This window comes from Microcoleus sp. K1-B1 (assembly GCF_036704705.1).
In the GTDB taxonomy this organism is placed as follows: Bacteria; Cyanobacteriota; Cyanobacteriia; order Cyanobacteriales; family Microcoleaceae; genus Microcoleus.
The window spans coordinates 1-20,258 of the sequence record NZ_JAUBSH010000077.1; the positions used below are offsets into that span (position 1 = coordinate 1).

Genomic DNA, 20,258 nt, shown 5'->3' on the forward strand with positions numbered 1-20,258 from the left:
TTTTAATAATTTTAGGAATCGCGTATTAGCTTGCTGGTCTGATTAGATAAACTTATAACCATAAGTTCAGGAGAGCCGGCTTCACTAATAAAAAAAATCCTAATTGCACTACCCAGAAGGTTGCAATAATATACAAAACCGCCAAATACGAGATTCAATCTCCCGATAGATGGCGGTTTAAGGTTTATATGCTATCATCACTCACATAAAAGAAGATCCTAATGACTGTAAACAAGAAATGCAGTTGCCTTGGAAACCTGAAAAACTAGCATCCCAGGAAATCAGATTGAGCGCTCGACACGGGCGGCAGAAACTAACTCAATAACGGAAATCGCTTTCGTCCAATGTCATTAAAATGCTTGTAGTGGATGAGTGTAAAGATTAGACTCAAGGAACTCTCGGCGTCCGCTGCCTCTTTCTGGAGAACGATCGCCCCTTTGTTCGGTTTGGGCGGATAAAATGTATGGAGTGGTGGCAACTTCGAGCAGTCCGACGAGGGATTCAAAGGCTCGAACGACAGTGGCGCTCAAAGTAACGCCCAAAAGACTGTGTAAAGCAATTGGTGTGTAAGTTTGCATGGGGTTAGTATCCGTGTCATTGTCTATTAACTGATACGGACCCTCCCCGATCGATCAGGATAAATTTCTGTGAATTTTTCGGATCTATGCAAAAAACCTTACCTCTTCAATTCTACTGATCCCGCCTGCAGCCAAGCACCTGCCGAATTCAGCCTGCCCCATACAGTCAGAGGCTTTTCGGTTTCGCAATTGTGTAAAAATCTGTCGGTTTCGGAGTCCAAAGTCACGAGTTGCCAAGTTTGACCGGCCGCAGATGCGGGGCTTGTCAGCGTTAGTGTCCAGTCTTGTTCGCCGAGGCGGCGGAAAATGCCCGAAAATTGGCTGTGTGTATTTGCTGTTTGACTGCTTTGTTTCTCTACTGACTCCTGACATTCGCCACTGGCGGGATATGCTTGGGGTCGATCGAGATAATAGCGTTGCCAGTCCAGCCAGTCCGATCGATCCCGTGTCAAATTAAATAAAGGAATAACCGCCGCACTCGCCTCGGAATCTTGCAGCAAAGCTTCCTGCAAAACTCTCACCGGCAACTCCCGCGGCTGACATCCAGATTCCGCGCACAAAGCCGCCGCCATCCCCGCCGCCTGTCCAATATTCATTACCGTCGGTTGCAAGCGAGTTGCACCGTTGGCGATGTGAGAGACGGAAATATTTTTTTCGCAGACTAGCAAACCGTCTGTACTCGCAGGAATTAGCGCGCTGTAAGGAATGGTAAACGGAGTTCCCGTCCAGCGCCCGCCCCAGCGAATCGATTTGGGCTGCAAGGGAATGTCGCCACTGGGGTAGTGGTGGTCATTGGCGTAGTTGCCGATCGCAATTGTTTCACAAATACCCTCAGAATTAATCGGCAACTTCGCGACTCTGCCACCGACAATAGGCAAAATATCTTGTTCTGTGACTGTACTTATCCCTCGCAAGCGCCGACTTTCTCGGTAGTAAGGATGTAAGGCAAAGGAAGAAAGAAGGGAAGAATTTTGTTGATTGTCGATCGTTGAAATGGGGAAAATATTTTGTGCTAGGCCGTAGCGGGGGCCGAGTTGCGTTTGAATGAAGCGGGCGAAACTTTGAGTATGCCAGAGACTTTCTTGGAGGAATTCTTGTCGAGATGCTTCAGATGCAATTAGTCGATCGACTCCTTCACCATAATCATTACCTCGAATCGGCCAATTAATCATCAACAATCCCCCTGGCAGCCTGCCGTAATTGAGAAATTGTTCGGGAGTGTAACCGTCCCAAGCACCGATAAATCGATCGGGATTTTCAATAGGCGGCGCGGGAATTTTTGGGGCAACAGCACCTTTACCAAAATCCTGCATGATTGCCACCCAAGTCGGAGCTTGCACCGAATAGCGCTCTGTGAGAGCATTAGAGGCAGTCGGCGCGCTGGGTTCTCCCCACTCGGCTTGGAATTCCCAACCCCAGCGGTGCCCAACTTCCGCTAAAGCCAGCAAATCTCCCAATTCCGTTGCATCCAAAGTGATTTTGGCCGAAACCGTAAAATCTGCAAACCGAACGCCAGAAATGCGAGATTCTTCGTATAGCACATCTTGAGCTTTTTGTCCACAAATCCACTGTAAGTTCGGCAAACATTTAACCCAATCAGCGAAAATTTCAGCACCGATGCGGGGATCGTAAGTAAAAAAACTTACCCAGCCCCAATCCAAACCTCCCGGCTGTCGCTGCTGGAGTTCCCGCAAAAACGCGCCCCACAAACCGGTTTGAAAAGCTGCTAATTCATTGCCATCGGGGGCAGCAACGCCTGCTGTTGTCAGCATTCCTCCCAGCCAGGGGAATTCGCTGACTAAAATAGTTTTGGCACCTCGGCGGGCTGCTTGCACGGCTGCTGCAGTGCCGCCGGTGCCGCCACCGACTACCAAAACATCTGCTTTTAAGACCGAAGACATGGGCAATACCATTTTAGATTTTAGATTTTAGATTGCGAAAGGCTCAGTCAGGTCATGAGTGCACTACGGATATATCTTCGGCGTTGGCGATCGCGAATTGAATTTTACTGTCTAAAGACTTGACAAATAATAAATCGGTAATTATACAACGAGCGCACACTTTTTTTACTAAATGACTGCATGAGCGATCGCAAATTTTGATTTCTCATTTTTGGCGCGTAAATATTGGCAATATGACACCGCGAATAACGATAATAGAAAAAAGGGAACAGCATCTATAAAGTTTTACGTCTTAATAATTTCCAAGTTACTAATTAACGGCTGAAAATGGAAAAAGGTTTTATTTTGTGGTTCACCGGGCTGAGCGGTTCCGGCAAGACAACTATCACCAAAGCTCTCGAACCCGAATTGAAGGCAAGAGGTTGCAAAGTTGAAATATTGGATGGAGATGTCGTTCGCACCAACTTGTCAAAAGGTTTGGGATTTAGCCAAGAAGACCGAGATACTAATATTCGGCGGATTGGATTTGTAGCTCACCTGCTGAGCCGCAATGGAGTAGCGGCAATGACAGCAGCTATTAGCCCCTACAGAGCAATTCGCGACGAAATTAGAGCAATGGAGCCCAATTTTGTTGAAGTATATATCACAGCGCCGTTAGAAGTGTGCGAAGGTCGCGATGTCAAGGGGCTATACGCTAAGGCGAGAGCAGGAGAAATTAAGGGTTTTACGGGAATTGACGATCCTTATGAAGAACCGCTCAATCCTGAGATTATTTGTTACACAGAGCGAGAAACTGTGGAAGAGAGTGTTAAAAAAGTTCTAAGCAAGTTAGAAGAGTTGGGTTACATTTGATGTTGGCGGGCTTGGATGAGGATAGGGGCAAAAAGCGATGGTGGTGAAAAGTTATTCACGCAAGGTGCAACTTGAGAAAAAATCTCACCCTTGTGTCCCCTTCGCGGAGAGGGAAAGGGAAGAATTTCTCCCCTTTGTTGCAAGGAGAGGGGCTCAGGGAGACATTTCCAGCAAAAGCTGCAAGCTTGGTGATTGGGCAAGCAATGCTGTCAAAAGTTTAATTGCCCAAAGTTTAACAGTGTCAGTGCTCGCGGCGGTGGGTTCATCTCCTGCCGCGGCCCAGCTTATGCCTCCTCCTCCTCCTCCTCCTGCTGATGCGGGTTCTCCTGTTCCTGTACCAGTACCGGCAGTGCCGGGATTGCCGGGATTGCCGGCAACTGAACCTTCAAGTGTACGATCGGAAGTTTACACTTTGGGAGCGGGCGATCGTATTCAAATGGACATCTTCAACGTCCCGGAATACAGTGGCCCCAACGGTCAACACCAAGTACAGGCAGACGGTTCCCTGAATTTGCCCTTAATTGGCAGCGTTTCGGTGTACGGGATGACCCTAGAACAAGCTTCTAATGTTGTTAAAGACAAATACGGCAAATACCTTAAACGTCCTTGGATTACCCTGAAACTGCTAGCGGCACGTCCTTTGCAAATTGCGATCGCGGGCGAAATTAACCGCCCCGGAGCCTATACAATATCCTCAGCAGCAGGCCCCGGAGGCACAGCAGAGCAAATGGGAACTCAAATGCCAACGATATCGCGGGCTCTGCGAATGGCCGGCGGAATTACCCAGTCAGCAGACGTGCGGCAAATCAAAATCCGCCGCCCCCAGCGCAACGCACCGGAACAAATTATTAGTGTGGATTTGTGGGAATTATTGCAAAACGGCGATTTGCGGGCCGATATGACTTTGCGCGACGGCGATACTATATTTATTCCCACTGTAACTAGCCTCAACCGCCAAGAAGCACCGACTTTAGCAGTAGCTAACATTACCGGACAAAGCACTCAACCAATTAATATTGCTGTGGTGGGCGAAGTAACTCGCCCCGGTACTTATACTTTGGCAAAAGAGGCTCAAAGTAGGGTACAAGAGAATGAAATGGGTGAAAATTCGGGTTTGTTTGCTGCCAGCGAAACCAACGGCGGGGAAAATGTTTTGCAGCAAACTGTAACGAGGGCAATTAAAATGGCGGGCGGCATTACGCCTGTAGCTGATATCCGACAAATACAAGTTCGCCGCCTGACGCGGGCGGGTACAGAACAAATTATTAATGTAAATTTGTGGCAACTTTTGGAAGGTGGAGATGTATCCCAAGATTTAGCGCTGCAACAGGGAGATACGGTAATCGTTCCCAAAGCCGAAAACCTCGATGAAACCCAAGATGAACAAGTTGCTAATTCTAATTTTTCACCGGATACGATTAAGGTGAACATTGTGGGAGAAGTCGTGAAACCGGGAGCGATTGCGGTGCTGCCCAACACTACTTTAAATCAAGCGCTGGTAGCAGCGGGAGGTTTTAATAAAGCGCGGGCAGAAATGGATTCGGTGAATTTAATTCGCCTCAATCCTAACGGCACCGTTTCGCAGCTAACTGTTAAGGTTGATTTTTCTGCAACTGCCAATGAAGAAACTAATCCCAAACTGAAAAATAATGATGTAATTATGGTAAGGCGATCGGGTCGCGCTACGTTCTCGGATAATGTAGGCGGGACTCTCGCTCCTCTCAGCCCCCTGTTAGGAATATTTCGGTTGTTCGATATTTTTCGGTGAGTTGAATAGACTGGCATTAAGACCTCATAAACCCGCTTTTTAGAAAAAATTGCGGTTTGGTAATGAAATATTTAGGAATCAACCGATTTCCTGAACTCCGCCACCAATACAGACGTTTAAACTAATAAGTTGTAGAAATCAAATGAAACCAGGGAAACAATCTCCAGTAGCACTGTTTAATCATAAAAAAGCCGCTGAACTGCAAAAAATGTCTTCTGGGCTTTATGAAGAAGATCAATTTTTAGGCAGAAACAAAACCGAGGCAGAAGAGTTAAGTTTTTGGGAAGTTTGCCGCAGTCGCTCCATCTTAGTCATCGGCGTAGCAGCGGCAGTGACTACCGGAGTTTTCGCCTGGACACTGAATCAAAAAAGCGAGTACGAAGGGCGCTTTCAATTATTAGTAGAGCCAGCGGTTACGCAAAATACTTTAGCCAAAATCTACTCCGGTGAGCTGAAACTGCAACCAGCGGCCCCAGCGACCCAAGAAAAAGGCGGTTTTGACTACGAATCCCAAATTCAAGTTTTGCAAAGCCCGCAAGTAATGTCGCCGATTATTAAACAGTTGCAGGCTAAGTATCCCGAAATAAATTACAACTACCTATTGAACCAAAAAGCAGATAATTTGCCGTTTTCTCAGGAAACCAGGCTGTCAATTAATCGCTTCAAAAATACGAAGATTATCGAAGTTAGATATCGGGATTACGATCCGAAAAAAATTCAGTTTGTTTTGGAAAAAGTTGCGCTAGGCTACCGCAACTATAGCGTGAAAGATACCAGAACTCAAATTAGTCAGACTCTGGATTTTGTGAAATCGCAAATTCCCAACCAGCGAAAGCGTCAACAAGCTCTGCAAACAGAAATTCAAAAATTGCGGCAGCAGTACAATTTCATCGATCCGCAAATTCAAACACAACAGCTTTCGCAGCAAATCAGCCAACTTCAAGCGCAAAGATTGGACGCGCAAACGCAGTTCAACCAGCAGAGATTGCTCTATTCCAATCTGCAAAATCAGCTCGGATTAAACCAGAAGCAAGCGCTGATGGCCTCGGCTCTGAGTCAAGCTCCCCGCTATCAAGGGATGCTGACTCAATTGCAACAATTAGAAGGGCAAATTGCCATTAACTCAGCTACGTTTACAGACGAAACTCCGCAAATGCAATTGTTGCGAGAACAGCGCAAGAACCTGATTCCTTTGTTGAAGAAAGAAGCCCAACAAGTTCTGGGAACTGATTTGGCTAAGGTAAATTCGCAAGTGCTGACTTTTCAAGATCCGGTGCGGATTAAGTTAATCGAGCAGTTTATCGGTACTGCTAATTTAATTCAGGTGCTGGGTGTGCGGAATCAAGTTTTGGAACAAGCTGCTAAGCAGTTGAATCAATACTCTCAAAAATTCCCGGTGATTTTGCGGCGCTATTCGGATTTGCAGCGCGAGTTGGATTTGACTAACAATACGCTGAATAGTTTGCTGGCCAAACAGCAAGCTTTGCAGCTTGAAGCTGTGGGCCAAACAGAGGTGGCTTGGGAAGTTATTGCTAAGCCGGAAATTCCACGTTATAAAAATGGCGAGTTGATGGCTGTTGCTCCGATTATGCCTTTGAATTTGGCTTTGGGGGGATTGGCTGGTTTGCTGTTTGGTATGCTGGCGGCGCAGTTGGCGGAACGGTTTAAAAATAAAACGGTGTTCCAAACTCCAGAGGATGTCAAACAGTCGATTCGCCTGCCTTTGTTAGGGGTAATTCCTGCTAGCGATAAAATTTTGAGACTTCCTCCTGCTGAGACAAGCCCGGTGGATGTGGCAATTTCGCCGATGCCGACGGATGCTTTTCAGGAAGCTTTTCGATCGCTCAATGCGAATATTCGCTTACTAAACGTTGAAACTCCGATTAATTCTTGCGTAATTACTTCTTGTCAAGTAGGTGACGGCAAGTCTACGGTAGCAGTAAATCTGGCGCGGGCGGCGGCTGCAATGGGGCAGCAAGTGCTGTTGGTGGATGGGGATTTACGGCGCCCGCAGGTACACGAAATGCTGGGTTTACCGAATTGGCAAGGCTTGCACAATGTGATTGCTGATGATGTGGATGTGCAACAGGTGATTGTGCGATCGCCCCGCGATGAAAATTTGTTTGTGTTAACTTCCGGCCCGGTTCCTCTCGATCCTACAAAGGTGCTTTCTTCCCGAAAAATGCAGCATTTAATGGCAGCTTTGTCAAGTCATTTTGACTTAGTTATTTACGATACTGCGCCGCTTTTAGGTTTGGCGGATGCGAATTTGTTGGCGGCTCACACTAATGGATTGATGCTGGTAGTAGGGCTGCATCAAACTGAGCGAGAGGCGCTGGTGTTGGCTTTTGAAGATTTGAAAATGGCGGGGATTCCGCTGTTGGGAATGGTGGCGAATAACGATAAAGGTAGCAGGTATTACTATCAGTCTTACGTGCAGGATTACGTCCAGGAACAGTCTGTTTGAGGGAGAGGAATTGAGAAATGTGTAGTGGAACAGGCCGTCGCGCCTGTTCTTGAGAATGCAAGGCGGGCGGGACACCCGACAAGATATTTCCTCGATCTTGCACCTTTAATTGTGAATCAAGCTGTCTGGGGCGGGCGGGACGCCCCACAAGAACATTTAACTTTTGTGGAACAGAACAGGCCGTCTAGCGTGTTCTGGTGATTTGTGCGTGATTTCAGAAAGACAAATTTTCTTAAGATTTGCGATCGAGACTCTGAACTATAATAAAAAGTAGAGAAATTTAAACAAATCGCGGCACTTGCAACTTAGCAAAATCTGAAAGAAAACGTGGCTGGTAAATTCCTATTTTGTAATACATTGATACAACTCCCTGCCTCGGCTCAAAACTAGCAGGGAGTTTTGTGTTTTTCACACAGGAGATGAAACAATGGCTATTGCTACTATCAACCCGGCAACGGGAGAAACGCTGAAAACTTTCGAGCCGATCGCGGATGAGGTAATAGAAGCTAAGCTGGAATTAGCACAGCAAGCTTTTAAGAAATACCGCCAACTGCCGTTTGAACAGAGAGCTCTGTGGATGCAGAAAGCAGCAGACATCTTGGAGCGCGATCGCGAAATTTACGCTGAAATGATGACCCTGGAAATGGGTAAAACGCTCAAATCTGCGATCGGCGAAGTGGAAAAATGCGCCTTAGTTTGTCGGTATTACGCCAAAAATGCCGCTCAATTTATGGCAGACGTACCGGCAACCACTGACGCTAGCAGCAGCTTTGTCCGCTACCAACCCCTGGGCCCTATTTTAGCCGTTATGCCGTGGAATTTCCCATTTTGGCAAGTTTTTCGGTTTGCGGCGCCGGCGCTGATGGCGGGCAATGTCGGCTTGCTCAAACACGCTTCTAACGTGCCTCAGTGCGCTTTGAAAATCGAAGAAATTTTTACGCTTGCTGGCTTTCCCGAAGGAGTTTTTCAAACTTTGTTAGTCGGCGCCGACAAAGTAGCTGATATCGTTGCGGACGATCGTATAAAAGCAGCAACTCTCACTGGTAGCGAACCAGCGGGTGAAAGTTTGGCAGCAAATGCGGGCAAAAATTTGAAAAAAGTAGTGCTGGAATTGGGAGGAAGCGACCCATTTATTGTGATGTCCAGCGCCGATTTAGCAGCAGCTTTATCAACTGCTGTTACATCCCGGATACTCAATAACGGTCAATCTTGCATCGCCGCCAAACGCTTTATTGTAGCAGAAGAGATTGCCGACGAATTTATCACAGGATTTGTGGAAAAATTCGAGCAATTAAAAGTAGGCGATCCGATGTTGCCAGAAACCGATATCGGCCCTTTAGCTACTCCCGCAATCCTCAAAGACTTGGACAATCAAGTGCAAACTTGCATCCAATCGGGAGCAAAAATTCTGACAGGTGGCCGCCCATTGTCAGAGAATGCCGGCAATTTCTACTTGCCAACTATTCTGGCAGATATTCCGCCGAATGCCTCTGCCCGTCAAGAAGAATTTTTCGGGCCCGTAGCTTTAGTATTCCGAGTTGCAGGCATCGATGAGGCGATCGCCCTCGCAAATAGCACATCTTTTGGCTTGGGTGCGTCAGCTTGGACTACAGTAAACTCAGAGAGCGATCGATTTATTTCCGAACTAGAGGCCGGCGCGGTATTCATCAACGGTTTAGTAAAATCCGACCCTAGATTGCCCTTTGGCGGCATCAAACGCTCCGGTTACGGACGCGAATTGAGCATCCAAGGAATGCACGAATTTGTTAACATAAAAACAGTGTGGGTGAAATAAGCTCCCACTCTATCAACCGATCGCACAAATCTACATCAGTCTGCGTTTATCTGCGTTTACCTGCGGTTAAAAATTCCCATTTAGTATTTTTGCGATCGGTTGAAAAAGAAAGACCCAAAACCCCCATTAACCGAGGAGAAAAACGGAAATGAACACAGCTCAACTCTTGGTAAAATGTTTAGAAAATGAAGGCGTCGAATACGTCTTCGGACTTCCCGGAGAAGAAAATTTAGAAATTTTAGAAGCCCTGAGAAACTCTTCAATTAAATTTATTACTACTCGCCACGAACAAGGCGCCGCTTTCATGGCAGACGTTTACGGTCGTCTCACCGGTAAAGCCGGCGTTTGCTTGTCCACCTTGGGTCCAGGTGCAACTAACTTAATGACAGGAGTTGCTGACGCCAACTTAGACGGCGCTCCTTTAATCGCAATTACCGGACAAGTCGGCACAGACAGAATGCACATAGAATCGCACCAATATTTAGATTTGGTCGCTATGTTTGCGCCCGTTACTAAGTGGAATGCTCAAATTGTTCGCCCCAGCACGACGGCAGAAATTGTCCGCAAAGCCTTTAAAGTAGCTCAAAGTGAAAAGCCGGGAGCAGTTCACATTGACTTACCTGAAAACATCGCAGCCATGCCGGCTGAAGGACAGCCACTCACCAAAGACAACCGCGAAAAAACTTTTGGCGCTTACCAAAGCTTGAATAAAGCTGCTGTAGCAATTTCCAAGGCTAAAAGTCCTCTACTTTTAGTAGGAAACGGCGCTATCCGCGCTAACGGCAGCGATGCTTTGACACAGTTTGCTACTCGATTGAATATTCCTGTAGCTAATACTTTCATGGGCAAAGGTGTAATTCCTTACACTCATCCTTTGGCATTGTGGACGACGGGATTGCAAAAACGGGATTACATTAGCTGTGCTTTTGAAGAAACGGATTTAGTGATTGCTGTTGGCTACGATTTGATTGAATATTCCCCGAAAAAGTGGAATCCAGAAGGAAAAATTCCGATTATTCACATTGGATCTCTGCCAGCAGAAATTGACAGCAGTTATATTCCTCTTATAGAAGTTGTGGGGGATATTTCTGATTCCCTCAATGAAATTTTGCAGCGTGCCGATCGCATGGAGAAAGTAGACCCTTTTGCTAAGCAATTGCGGGCGGATATTCGCGCTGGGTACGAACAATATGCAGCCGACGATGGTTTCCCGATCAAGCCACAAAAACTCATTTACGATTTGCGGCAAGTCCTGGGCCCGGAAGATATTCTTATATCTGATGTGGGAGCTCACAAAATGTGGATCGCGCGGCACTATCATTGCGATCGCCCAAATACCTGTTTGATTTCCAACGGCTTTGCGGCGATGGGAATTGCGATTCCGGGTGCGGTGGCTGCAAAACTCGTTTATCCCGATCGCAAAGTAATAGCAGCCACCGGCGACGGTGGTTTTATGATGAATTGCCAAGAGTTAGAAACTGCTTTGCGAGTCGGTACTAATTTTGTGACGCTGATATTTAATGACGGAGGTTACGGGTTAATTGAATGGAAGCAGCAAGATTATTTTGGTCATTCGGATTTCGTCAAATTTGGCAATCCCGACTTTGTGAAATTTGCGGAAAGTATGGGTTTAAAAGGCTATCGAGTGGAATCTGCAACCGATTTAATTCCGATTCTGAAAGAAGCCCTGGCTCAAGATGTCCCTTGCGTGATTGATTGTCCGGTAGACTATCGGGAAAATGCGCGTTTCAGTCAATTATCTGGGGATATGAGTTGCAATTTGTAAGAGTAGCTAGATCCCCGGCTTATTTAATAAGTCGGGGTTCTAATAATGGACATTCTTCGAGATAGAGTTTTGTAGCTTGTTTAAGATTGGCGATCGCTTATTCTATGGTTTCGCCTTGGTCAACTGTGTCGATTTCTGGACATTCGGCAATGTATCTATCTTCTTCTTTGTAAATGATGCCTGTGAATCTGTGAGTGTTCATAATGTTTTTGCTTCCATTTAGATAACGCTCAAGCTAGCATCCGGGCGTGAGCAATTTCTCTATCACCTATGAGACGGACTTGGGAGCTAAAGAGTGAAATAATAGCTAATGTTTTCCCCGTCAAGGTAACAAATTCTACTTCATATCCTACCCCACCTTGATGTACTAAAACAACTGTGCCAATATCGCCTTGGCTTAATTTTTTTTCGGGGATATCAATTGTTAAAACAATGCTGTCAAGTTCTTGAATCATTTTATTTTTTAATCTGGTGGATAGGCACTTACTAGCCTGGGAGTGTCGCCTCCGGTTTCAATAAACCAAACAGAACGCACAAAGGGTTTTCTGCCATCTGCTGCTAGCATTTCTCCTTCAATAACGTACCGACTGCCAAAAGGAGATTCTTCAATTTTAGCTAATTCATGGTCGGCGGCATGACGCAGCAAGGCAGTTGCCATGATTTCCCAAGCATCAACTGAAAAACCAAACCGTAAAAAAAATTTTGCTTTGCTTTTCCCGTCGCGGTGGGTGAGTGAGAGCAGATATTCGGTAATTTTCTTTTCAGGAACGACTGCTCTTTCATAATTGGGCAGTTTCAAGCACTCTCTCCAAAGCTTACTCTTGTATATTAACCAGAGTTGAGGCGATCGGTCAAGCAGGGGCGATTCCCTACGGGATAGCTGAGCCGCGCTTGCTTTTTGACAAGTTGGGTTGGGATGGGCGATCGCTATTACGTCATTATTCCGCACTGTTTGCTAGAATTATTTAAGTCAGCTCTAAGGACGGCTATGACTGAAGCTATCTCAACAAAAAATGAATATCAAATAACTGTGAGTTCTCCAGTTTGGCAAAGAGTTGAGCAAATTGCCGCAGAATTTAACGTGTCAGTTTCGGAACTATTGGAACAGATAGGCGAAGGTCAACTGAAAGTTGTTGCGGTTCCCGGTAATTCAGTAAAAGTGAGTGAGCAAGATATTGCAAATGCTTTTATTTGGTTAGCCGCCCAAACTAATGTAGCAATCAACGCCTACAAGCTACAAAAACTCATGTATTACGCTCAAGCTTGGTATTTAGGAGTTTACGGCAAGCCACTATTTGATGCAGATTTTCAAGCAGGAATTCACGGGCCGGTGATTCCTGATTTATTAGAAAAGTATCAACGACAATTTAGTGGGAAACCAATTACAGAGAAAATCGAACAACCGAAACTTCCCCAAAAGATTGGGGAATTTATCGAGGAAGTTGCGGAGGCATATTTTGAGTATGATGATGAAACTTTGGAACGAATGATTTGCAGTGAAAAACATTGGCTGGAAGCGAGAGGGGATTTGCCCAAAGACGAATCTTGTCATGGGATTATTTATCACGAATCGATGAAGAAATATTATTCGGGCCGTTTCTTCTCTAAATAATATAAGGGCGATTCCCTACGGGATAGCTGCGCCGCGCGTGCTTTTTGACAATTTGGGATGTAAGGGCGATCGCGCTTTCTCAGATTCAAGTATTCGGATTAGCTGTGGCCTTCGTGATTTAGCGGATAATCAGACCAAAATCCTTACGGATTTCTGCCAATTGTTTTACCCAAGTATTAGAAGCATAAATCACTTCCTCTTGCTTCTGGCGAGCCACTGCAATTTGCTTCTCAATCTCTCCGTAGAGTTTTGTTTCCACTTGGAGGACTGAAGAACTCATTAGTCCTCATAGCAAGGACTTTCGCTTTGAGGAAGCGGTTTCAACAAGAGCCGAACTATGGGTTATACCTTAAGTTGACACGCCTTGGGCAGTCCTATTTCCCTAGAATTAATCGCGGTAGGGAAACATGACTGCCGTTTACTCTGTATCATGTCCCTCGTGCAACCGGAAACAATATGATTCTATCTGAGTTTCGAGTTCTTTGACAAAGGCGATAAACTGACTCATATTCTCGCCACCAGCTTCAGCCCATTTCTGATCTAATTTCTCGTTCCTTTTGAACTGCATGGATATTCATTGCAACTGAAATAACGCCTATATTTAATCACACTAAGTAGGAAATATCCTATTTTTTGATTGTTTAGCGACACCCAACACTTCTGTCTCACATCTCATCACTTCAAACCCAATAATAAAGCGATTCCGCCGATCGCACCAACTACCCCTAAAACAGCCCGAATGCTCACTTTTTCACCCGCCAGCACCGCTAAAGGCAGTATAAATAGGGGACTGGTAGAACTGAGTGATTGAGCGATTGCTGCGGGTGCATATTTCAGCGAAATCTGTTGCAGAAAAATTCCGAGATATGTTCCTAAAAAAGCTGCTATAATTATTGCACCTAATAGTTTTGGCGCTTTTAATTGTTTGAAACTGTCAAGTTTTTTGGGGTTCAAAAAGCATAGCATGACTGCCATGCCCCCGCTCAAACGCAAGGCGGCTGTCCACAGGGGATCAATATCTATTTGAGTGAAGGCGGCGCGGGATAAAATAGCTCCGATGGCGTGGGATGTTTGTCCTAATAAACTAATGGCTAATCCTTGCCAAAGATGTTTTGATGGTAAGGTTGTTTCGGCTGTTCGTTCTGCAATTACCCACGCTACGCCGCAGATAGTTAAAAGAATGCCAGTACAAGCAATGGCCGATAACTTTTCTTGCAAAAATATTAAGCCCAATAAAGCTGTTAAAGGGGGAGATAGGGTTTCTAAAAGCAGCGTTCGCCTCGCGCCTAAATATTTTAAGACGATAAAGAAAGCGGTGTCTCCGATGCCAATTCCTAGGCAGCCGCTGATCAGCAGCATTGCTAAAATATTAGGGTTGATTGCGGGTAAGGGTTTACCTAAAATTAGTACAGTGGCAAGGAGCATGAAAAGGGCGATCGCACCTTTGAGCAAGTTTAGCACTACTGCGGGGAGTTGCTGTCCTACTCGCTGCCAGATGGTGGAAGATAGAGCCCAGACAAATGCAGCGCCTAAAGCGGCGATTTCACCCATAAAATCTGTTAACGGTTGACTGTTGACTGTTGACTGTTGTCCTTAGTTACCAATTCGCAATTCCCGATGCCCGATTCCCGATGCCATATAAATTAGGGTTCCCGGTAGCCTACCTGGAACCCTAGATTTATTAAGCTTTTTTAGCAGTGGGCGGTGAACATAAATCAATACCATCATGTCGGAATAGAGGAACGAAGCCATTCGCTTGCAGTTTGGGATTGCTTCGTTCCTTTCTTCGGACACCCAAGATATGTCTACCTACTGATTAACGTGGTGGTAATTGCGGAGATTGGCTAGGTTGAAATTGTGACCGCATATCTGTTCTTACCCAAGAACCAAAACGATCGGGACGAACGCATTCAGCATTATCTAATTCGTCTTTGAGTTTAGTGGCGAAAGATTCAAACATATCGACTAACGCCTGACGATCTGTTAAGCAACCTTGGAGAGCAATAAGTTGTTCCAGCGTCCAGTTATACAGTTGAGTGTCCCCTTGTTCAATGCGTAAATAGAACTGATTCTCAAACTGTGCAAGATTAGAGTAGAAGTTCTCAACTTCTGACTTGATCAAGTTCATATCTAGGTAGAATTGTTGCTGTTTCAATTCTGCAAAAATCGTATTTTTGATGTTCTGCGTGAAGTTTTGGTTCAGCTCATTTTTGACGATCGTAGATACATCATTACGGAAGTTGAGAATTTTGTTATCCAAGCTAACATTAATGCGATTGTCAAGATCGTTGACAATATTATTAGTCACTAACTGCACGTTGCTAGTGCTAGATTGATTAACAACCGTATTGATGCGAGCATCAATGTTAGATTCAATCTGCTGAATGACCAGATTTTTAATGTTTTGGCTTTGGTCAGCAAGTTTGAGATTAACTACCGCATTAATCCGCTGATCTATGTCGTGTTGAATTTGCTGAACAATTTGAGTGTTAATATCGTGAGATAGATTAGACACTTTCAGGTTCACGACATTATCGATGCGTTGATCGATGTAAGTTTGCATTTGCTGAATCACCAGATTCTTCACATTCTGGGTTTGATCGGAAATCTTGATGCTCACAACATTCTCAACACGCTCATCAATAGTATGTTGGACTTGCTGAATTACCTGATTAGTGATCTCTTGAGATTGATTGGCGATTTGGACATTAACGGAGTTACTAATGCGCTCATCAATATCAGTCGATATTTGATTAATTACCTGGGTATTAATCTCTGTAGACTGATTGGCAACTTTGATGTTAACTACATTCTCAATCCGTTGCTCAAGTTCAGTTTGCATTTGCTGAACTACGAGGTTCTTAACTTCTTGAGTCTGATTAGCCACTTTGAGATTAACGACGGCCTCAACACGCTCATTGAGTTCGGTTTGCATTTGTTGCAGCACTAAGTTTTTAATCTCTTGGGTTTGTTCAGAGATTCTTAAATTAACCTGCTCGCTAACAATGCGGGGAATTCGGGAAATAAATAAGTCGTTGAGATTTTTGTTGAAGTATCCCGACCAATTGTGGAAATTCTGATTAAAACTAACTTCCATTTGTTGGGTAAGAGTTTTAAGCATAAACTCCAGCCGTGCTACCTTCATCGCTAAGTCTTTAGCTTGAGTTTGATAGCCTTTAAGCAGCCATTTTTCCAAATTGTCCCAATAAGCTTCTTTTTTCTCGTTCGGGTCACCTGTTACTGTGATGGAAGTATTGATTTGGGCTGCCATTTGCTGCCACATTTGTTCCATCTGATCTTGGTCAAAAGTGAACCCAAATCCACTGCCAATATTGATATTTTCAGAACCCGGGCTAGTTGTACCACCAGAGCTAATTGTACCACCAGAGCTAATTGTACCACCAGAGCTAATTGTACCACCAGAGCTAATTGTACCACCAGAGCTAGTTGTGCCACCAGAGCTAGTTGTGCCACCAGAGCTAGTTGTGCTACCACCACCCACTACACTAACACTGCTTTCGCTGCTGCCCCTACCAGGTTGTACTGATGACTCTGCCTTTTCTCGCTCTACTTCTTCATCACTGATGTTGTTGATTTCTAAAACAACTTGCCCTTCGTTATCTTCTATGTATGTATCAAAAAAGAAGCCGGAGAGGGTGGTTTTTTGTTTGACTTCAAAAATAACGTCATCTTTGAAGCCATTTAAGGAACACCAACTTTCGCTAAGTTCAATTCCTGTCAACTTGGAGATAAATTTTCCTCCTTGAAGCAACAGTAACGCCCAAGGTTCTAATTGGAAATTTTTTGCTTCTGCTCCATAAGTGGCAGTGCTTTCCCGAATCTTGACGCGATAGTTCCCTGGGGCTAACTCGATAGAATTAGCATTTGCTTTTTTAAGAGTGGAGAGATAATTGCCATCCAGCGAATAGCAGTTTTCCTTGCTATCAACGGTTAAAGTTTGGGTACTAAACTGTTGATTGCCAGTGATTGAAACAGTGACTTGTCCTTGATTATCACCACTATAGATATCAAAGAATAAAGCACAGACTACAGCTTTTTCTTTGATGTCTAACTGCAATTTGTCGTTATAGCCGTTTAAAGTTGCCCAAGTTGCACCTGTCTCAACACCTGTCTTTGTGTTGATAAAGGTACTGCCATCAAGTCCATAAATCCAGAGAAAAACAAAAGGCTCACTGGCGGTATTGTCTGCACTATAACTGTAGCTACCACTGGTGATTTGGATGTCAAAAGTACCTTTGTCTAATGTCAGAGACTTAGCAACATTTTGTTGCAAGCTATTCATCTGAGCGGTATTGATAACGTAACAGTTTTCTTTGGTATCAATCGTTAACAGTTTCATAGTTTCGTCACCCGTTGTAGTAGTTGTTTGTGCACCTTGTGCCGTTTCAGTATTAACTTTTGAAGTGACGGTTGCGCTCACTTCTGCTGGTTGATAAACCGCAATTCCTGCCCAACGACCGCTAGGCTTGGTTTGAGCCACTAATGCGCCTTTACCTGTCTTGGTATTAATGCGGATTAATTGACCGTCTTTTCCCAAATTAAAAAATCTGCCAGTAACGCCATAAAGGACATTGCCAACAAATTCCATACTGCCAATACCAGGAAATCCGGTATCACCAATAGTTTTAACTTCGCTAGTATCGAGATTGCATCTAGCAAGTAATTTCTTCTTTTCGTAACCAATTAATGTGATATATGCTATGCCATTGCTATCAAAGGCAACTTCACCACAGTTGTAGTCTTTATTAGCTACGGTAGCTACTGGTGTACCTTTTCCTGTTTTGAGATCAAGGGCAATGAGTTGTTTAGCTGTGGTGGCATAAAGGGTTTGACGTTGGGCATTATAAGCCAAGCCGGCTGTAGCAAAGCCCGTATCCCCAATGACAGCCGTATCGCCCGTTTTGATGTCAATTTTTACGAGCTGCGTTGTGTCGCCTTCTCGATCGATGCCATAGAGCTGTGAATCAACAAAGGCAATATCATACACTTCTGTAATGATCTCACCGATGAATGTTGCTTTACCTGTGGCTAAATCAAGAGTATACAGTTTACTTAACTGATTTGAGACACAATCTTGGATATACACTGTCCCTGGAACCATAGCTAAATCCAAAGAAGATATATTGCTTGCCTGATTACTCATCTTTTTCTGTTTTTATTACATAAAAAAGCAGATGAAAGTAACAGTGCGGTTGGTCATCAGTTATTTCAACTGATTTTGGGAAAATACTCGGCTAGCAACGACAGCCACCAGCGAGTGCGAGATAAAGTGATGATAGATGCAGTTGGAGCTGCTTGGCTATTGAGCACAGAGCGCTTTATTACAATATCACTAGCTTTCCTCGCAGTGGGCGGGGAGAGAATCGAACTCTCATACCTTTCGGTGTCAGATTTTGAGTCTGATGCGTCTACCAATTTCGCCACCCGCCCTTTGTTTTGGTTTCACCTTAATAACACACCGATCGATTTCCTCCAAGCAAAGATTCATAATCTTTTGAACTTGCCCAGCGATCGATCTCTCTGGCGCGCAATACTGGTACAGGATGGGACAACTGAGCCGTCTGAGCTTGTTTGAGCATATCTCCGAATTGAGTGGTGCTGAGGTCGTAGGCTCGCGCCTGCGCTAAAAAGACATCTACATTCAGTTTTTGGTAATCACTTAATGTGAATCACTTAATGTGATATATGGTATTAAACTTGTTTTGCAAAACTGTTAATAAATCATACTCGAGGTTGCTGGTGACGGTCTTTCCGTTAGTGCTGATAAACTCTCAGCATCTGCTAGAATTGGTCGCCAGTTTTACCGCTCCGGGCATGACTATTACTCTATCTAAAGGCGTAGATAATTTTTTTTTTATTAATAAAACGTAACATCTTTCTCTTCTTTCAGTGGTGCGAAGTCAGCAGCAACGAGCAGGTTATCGATCTCGTACTCGCTCCATGCCATAGATTTGTGAATATACAACGGCAATATCATACACTTCTGTAATGATCTCACCGATGAAGGGGTTCTCCTGGCTATCGGGTGATTGATATAGATTATGTCTCTCTGGGTAAGAATTTCAGCGATTTTATTGCCAAACTTTTGTACTTTTCGATACACTTTTAACCACAAATCCAAGAGAACCGATGAGTGTTGCTTTACCTGTGGCTAAATCAAGAGTATACAGTTTACTTAACTGATTCGAGACACAATCTTGGAGATAAACTGTGCCTGGAACCATAGCTAAATCCACAGAAGGTATAGTGGTTGCCTGATTACTCATCTTTTTCTGTTTTTATTACATAAAAAAGCAGATGAAAGTAATAGTGCGGTTGCTCATGAGTTATTTCAACTGAAGTTGGCAAAATACTCGACTAGCAACCACAGCCACAAGCAAGGGGGATATCAAGTGATGAGATATGCACTTGGAGCTACTGGGCTACCTATCACAGAGTTCTTTATTAAGACATCACTAGCTTTTTTAGCAGTGGGCGGGGAGAGAATCGAACTCTCATACCTTTCGGTGTCAGATTTTGAGTCTGATGCGTCTACCAATTTCGCCACCCGCCCTTTGTTTTGGTTTCACCTTAATAACACACCGATCGATTTCCTCCAAGCAAAGATTCATAATCTTTTGAACTTGCCCAGCGATCGATCTCTCTGGCGCGCAATACTGGTACAGGATGGGACAACTGAGCCGTCTGAGCTTGTTTGAGCATTTCTCCCAGTTGAGTGCTGCTGAGGTCGTCGTACGCCCGCGCCTGCGCCAAAAACGCATCGACATTCAGTTTCGGAGCTAAAGTCGGCGAACCTCCGGCCAGTTTCATCAACAGCGATGCTACCACTTTTGGGTCTTGGGTGGCGAGCAAGGCGGCGCGATCGCACGTAAATTCTGCACACCGCAACCATTCCAACATTTGCGCCTGCAAACCCTGCGCGAGTACGGCTCCCACAGGCGAAATTTGGCCGGCGGCCAACACAATTAAATTAGCCAGAGTCAGGTAAACTCCGTGCTCGCACTTCAAATGCCCCAACTCGTGAGCAATTACTGCCTTAACTTCCTCGTCTGTGAGCAAATCAATCAGAGAAGTGTGCATCACCACAAAAGGCTGTTTTCCCCGCATCGCAAAGGTGTAAGCATTTGGCATCGGATGCTGGCGGACATAAAGCTGCGGCGGTTCCAAATCCAGAGTTTTGCAGGCATCCAACAGCAATTGATGCAGGTGGGGTAATTGATTTTCGCCGACTTGGACGCTGGAAGCCAGATTTTCCAGCATAAAAAACTGTTCGCCAAGTTGTCCCAGCAACTGCCGCACGATCAAATCCAGGCCGGGCAGTTGTTTGAGAGTGCTGGTAGCTTCCAAGTCTAGCGGGTGGCGAAACTGGTCTGCTTTTAAACCGATGAGGGGTATGTTCGACATTTTAGTCAGTTGGGAATGGGGAATTGGGAATTGGGAATTGGGCATGGGGCATGGGGAATTGGGCATGGGGAATT

Annotated in this window: 17 protein-coding genes and 2 tRNA genes; 6 read left to right on the top strand and 13 right to left on the bottom strand. The window is 44.9% G+C overall.

Going from position 1 to position 20,258, the window contains the following annotated elements; genetic code table 11:
• Positions 1-350: 350 nt before the first annotated feature.
• Together patX and QUA83_RS22810 are read right to left on the bottom strand one after the other, a co-directional pair.
• The gene (gene patX / locus QUA83_RS22805; RefSeq protein WP_333296033.1) at positions 351-578 is read right to left on the bottom strand and encodes a heterocyst-inhibiting protein PatX; all 228 of its coding nucleotides are present in this window, start codon (positions 576-578) and stop codon (positions 351-353) included.
• Positions 579-676: 98 nt separating this feature from the next.
• Positions 677-2,479, bottom strand: a complete 1,803-nt coding sequence (locus tag QUA83_RS22810; RefSeq protein WP_333296036.1) for an FAD-dependent oxidoreductase — start codon at positions 2,477-2,479, stop codon at positions 677-679.
• Between the two features lie 327 nt (positions 2,480-2,806).
• Here QUA83_RS22810 and cysC point away from each other — a divergent pair, with 327 nt between their 5' ends.
• From cysC to QUA83_RS22835, 5 genes are all read left to right on the top strand, one after another.
• Positions 2,807-3,331: an adenylyl-sulfate kinase gene (cysC, locus tag QUA83_RS22815; protein ID WP_333296038.1), complete on the top strand. Its 525-nt coding sequence runs from the start codon at positions 2,807-2,809 to the stop codon at positions 3,329-3,331.
• 286 nt (positions 3,332-3,617) lie between these two features.
• Positions 3,618-5,099 (top strand): SLBB domain-containing protein, encoded by a 1,482-nt coding sequence (locus QUA83_RS22820; protein WP_333296041.1) that lies wholly within the window; start codon positions 3,618-3,620, stop codon positions 5,097-5,099.
• A 142-nt stretch (positions 5,100-5,241) separates the two neighbouring features.
• Positions 5,242-7,566, top strand: coding sequence for a polysaccharide biosynthesis tyrosine autokinase (locus QUA83_RS22825; protein ID WP_333296043.1), 2,325 nt, complete (start codon positions 5,242-5,244; stop codon positions 7,564-7,566).
• A gap of 427 nt (positions 7,567-7,993) precedes the next feature.
• Complete coding sequence (locus tag QUA83_RS22830) at positions 7,994-9,361, top strand: NAD-dependent succinate-semialdehyde dehydrogenase (RefSeq protein WP_333296046.1); 1,368 nt, start codon at positions 7,994-7,996, stop codon at positions 9,359-9,361.
• A gap of 148 nt (positions 9,362-9,509) precedes the next feature.
• The gene (locus QUA83_RS22835) at positions 9,510-11,147 is read left to right on the top strand and encodes an acetolactate synthase large subunit (protein WP_333296048.1); all 1,638 of its coding nucleotides are present in this window, start codon (positions 9,510-9,512) and stop codon (positions 11,145-11,147) included.
• Positions 11,148-11,377: 230 nt separating this feature from the next.
• Here QUA83_RS22835 and QUA83_RS22840 read toward each other — a convergent pair whose 3' ends face one another.
• Both QUA83_RS22840 and QUA83_RS22845 read right to left on the bottom strand, forming a co-directional pair.
• Positions 11,378-11,602, bottom strand: coding sequence for a DUF4926 domain-containing protein (locus QUA83_RS22840; RefSeq protein ID WP_333053374.1), 225 nt, complete (start codon positions 11,600-11,602; stop codon positions 11,378-11,380).
• An 8-nt stretch (positions 11,603-11,610) separates the two neighbouring features.
• A complete protein-coding gene (locus tag QUA83_RS22845) occupies positions 11,611-12,096 on the bottom strand; it encodes a DUF6883 domain-containing protein (RefSeq protein ID WP_333296050.1) in 486 nt (161 codons plus the stop codon).
• A gap of 39 nt (positions 12,097-12,135) precedes the next feature.
• On the opposite strand from QUA83_RS22845, the gene QUA83_RS22850 reads away from it, so the two are divergent.
• On the top strand, positions 12,136-12,759 hold the full coding sequence (locus QUA83_RS22850) for a type II toxin-antitoxin system antitoxin SocA domain-containing protein (RefSeq protein ID WP_333296052.1): 624 nt from the start codon (positions 12,136-12,138) through the stop codon (positions 12,757-12,759).
• Between the two features lie 118 nt (positions 12,760-12,877).
• Here the strand turns inward: QUA83_RS22850 and QUA83_RS22855 are convergent, their stop codons facing one another.
• From QUA83_RS22855 to QUA83_RS22895, 9 genes are all read right to left on the bottom strand, one after another.
• Entirely contained in the window at positions 12,878-13,039 is a 162-nt protein-coding gene (locus QUA83_RS22855) for a hypothetical protein (RefSeq protein WP_333296054.1), read from the bottom strand.
• A gap of 138 nt (positions 13,040-13,177) precedes the next feature.
• A complete protein-coding gene (locus QUA83_RS22860) occupies positions 13,178-13,327 on the bottom strand; it encodes a hypothetical protein (protein WP_333296055.1) in 150 nt (49 codons plus the stop codon).
• 107 nt (positions 13,328-13,434) lie between these two features.
• A complete protein-coding gene (locus QUA83_RS22865) occupies positions 13,435-14,310 on the bottom strand; it encodes a DMT family transporter (protein WP_333296057.1) in 876 nt (291 codons plus the stop codon).
• Positions 14,311-14,352: 42 nt separating this feature from the next.
• Entirely contained in the window at positions 14,353-14,511 is a 159-nt protein-coding gene (locus tag QUA83_RS22870; RefSeq protein ID WP_333296058.1) for a hypothetical protein, read from the bottom strand.
• 64 nt (positions 14,512-14,575) lie between these two features.
• Positions 14,576-17,923, bottom strand: coding sequence for a hypothetical protein (locus QUA83_RS22875; RefSeq protein WP_333296060.1), 3,348 nt, complete (start codon positions 17,921-17,923; stop codon positions 14,576-14,578).
• A gap of 205 nt (positions 17,924-18,128) precedes the next feature.
• Positions 18,129-18,210 (bottom strand) — tRNA-Leu (locus QUA83_RS22880).
• Positions 18,211-18,227: 17 nt separating this feature from the next.
• Entirely contained in the window at positions 18,228-18,359 is a 132-nt protein-coding gene (locus tag QUA83_RS22885) for a hypothetical protein (protein ID WP_333296061.1), read from the bottom strand.
• 892 nt (positions 18,360-19,251) lie between these two features.
• A tRNA-Leu gene (locus tag QUA83_RS22890) sits at positions 19,252-19,333 on the bottom strand.
• Positions 19,334-19,350: 17 nt separating this feature from the next.
• On the bottom strand, positions 19,351-20,184 hold the full coding sequence (locus QUA83_RS22895) for a M48 family metallopeptidase (protein ID WP_333296074.1): 834 nt from the start codon (positions 20,182-20,184) through the stop codon (positions 19,351-19,353).
• Between the last annotated feature and the right edge of the window lie 74 nt (positions 20,185-20,258).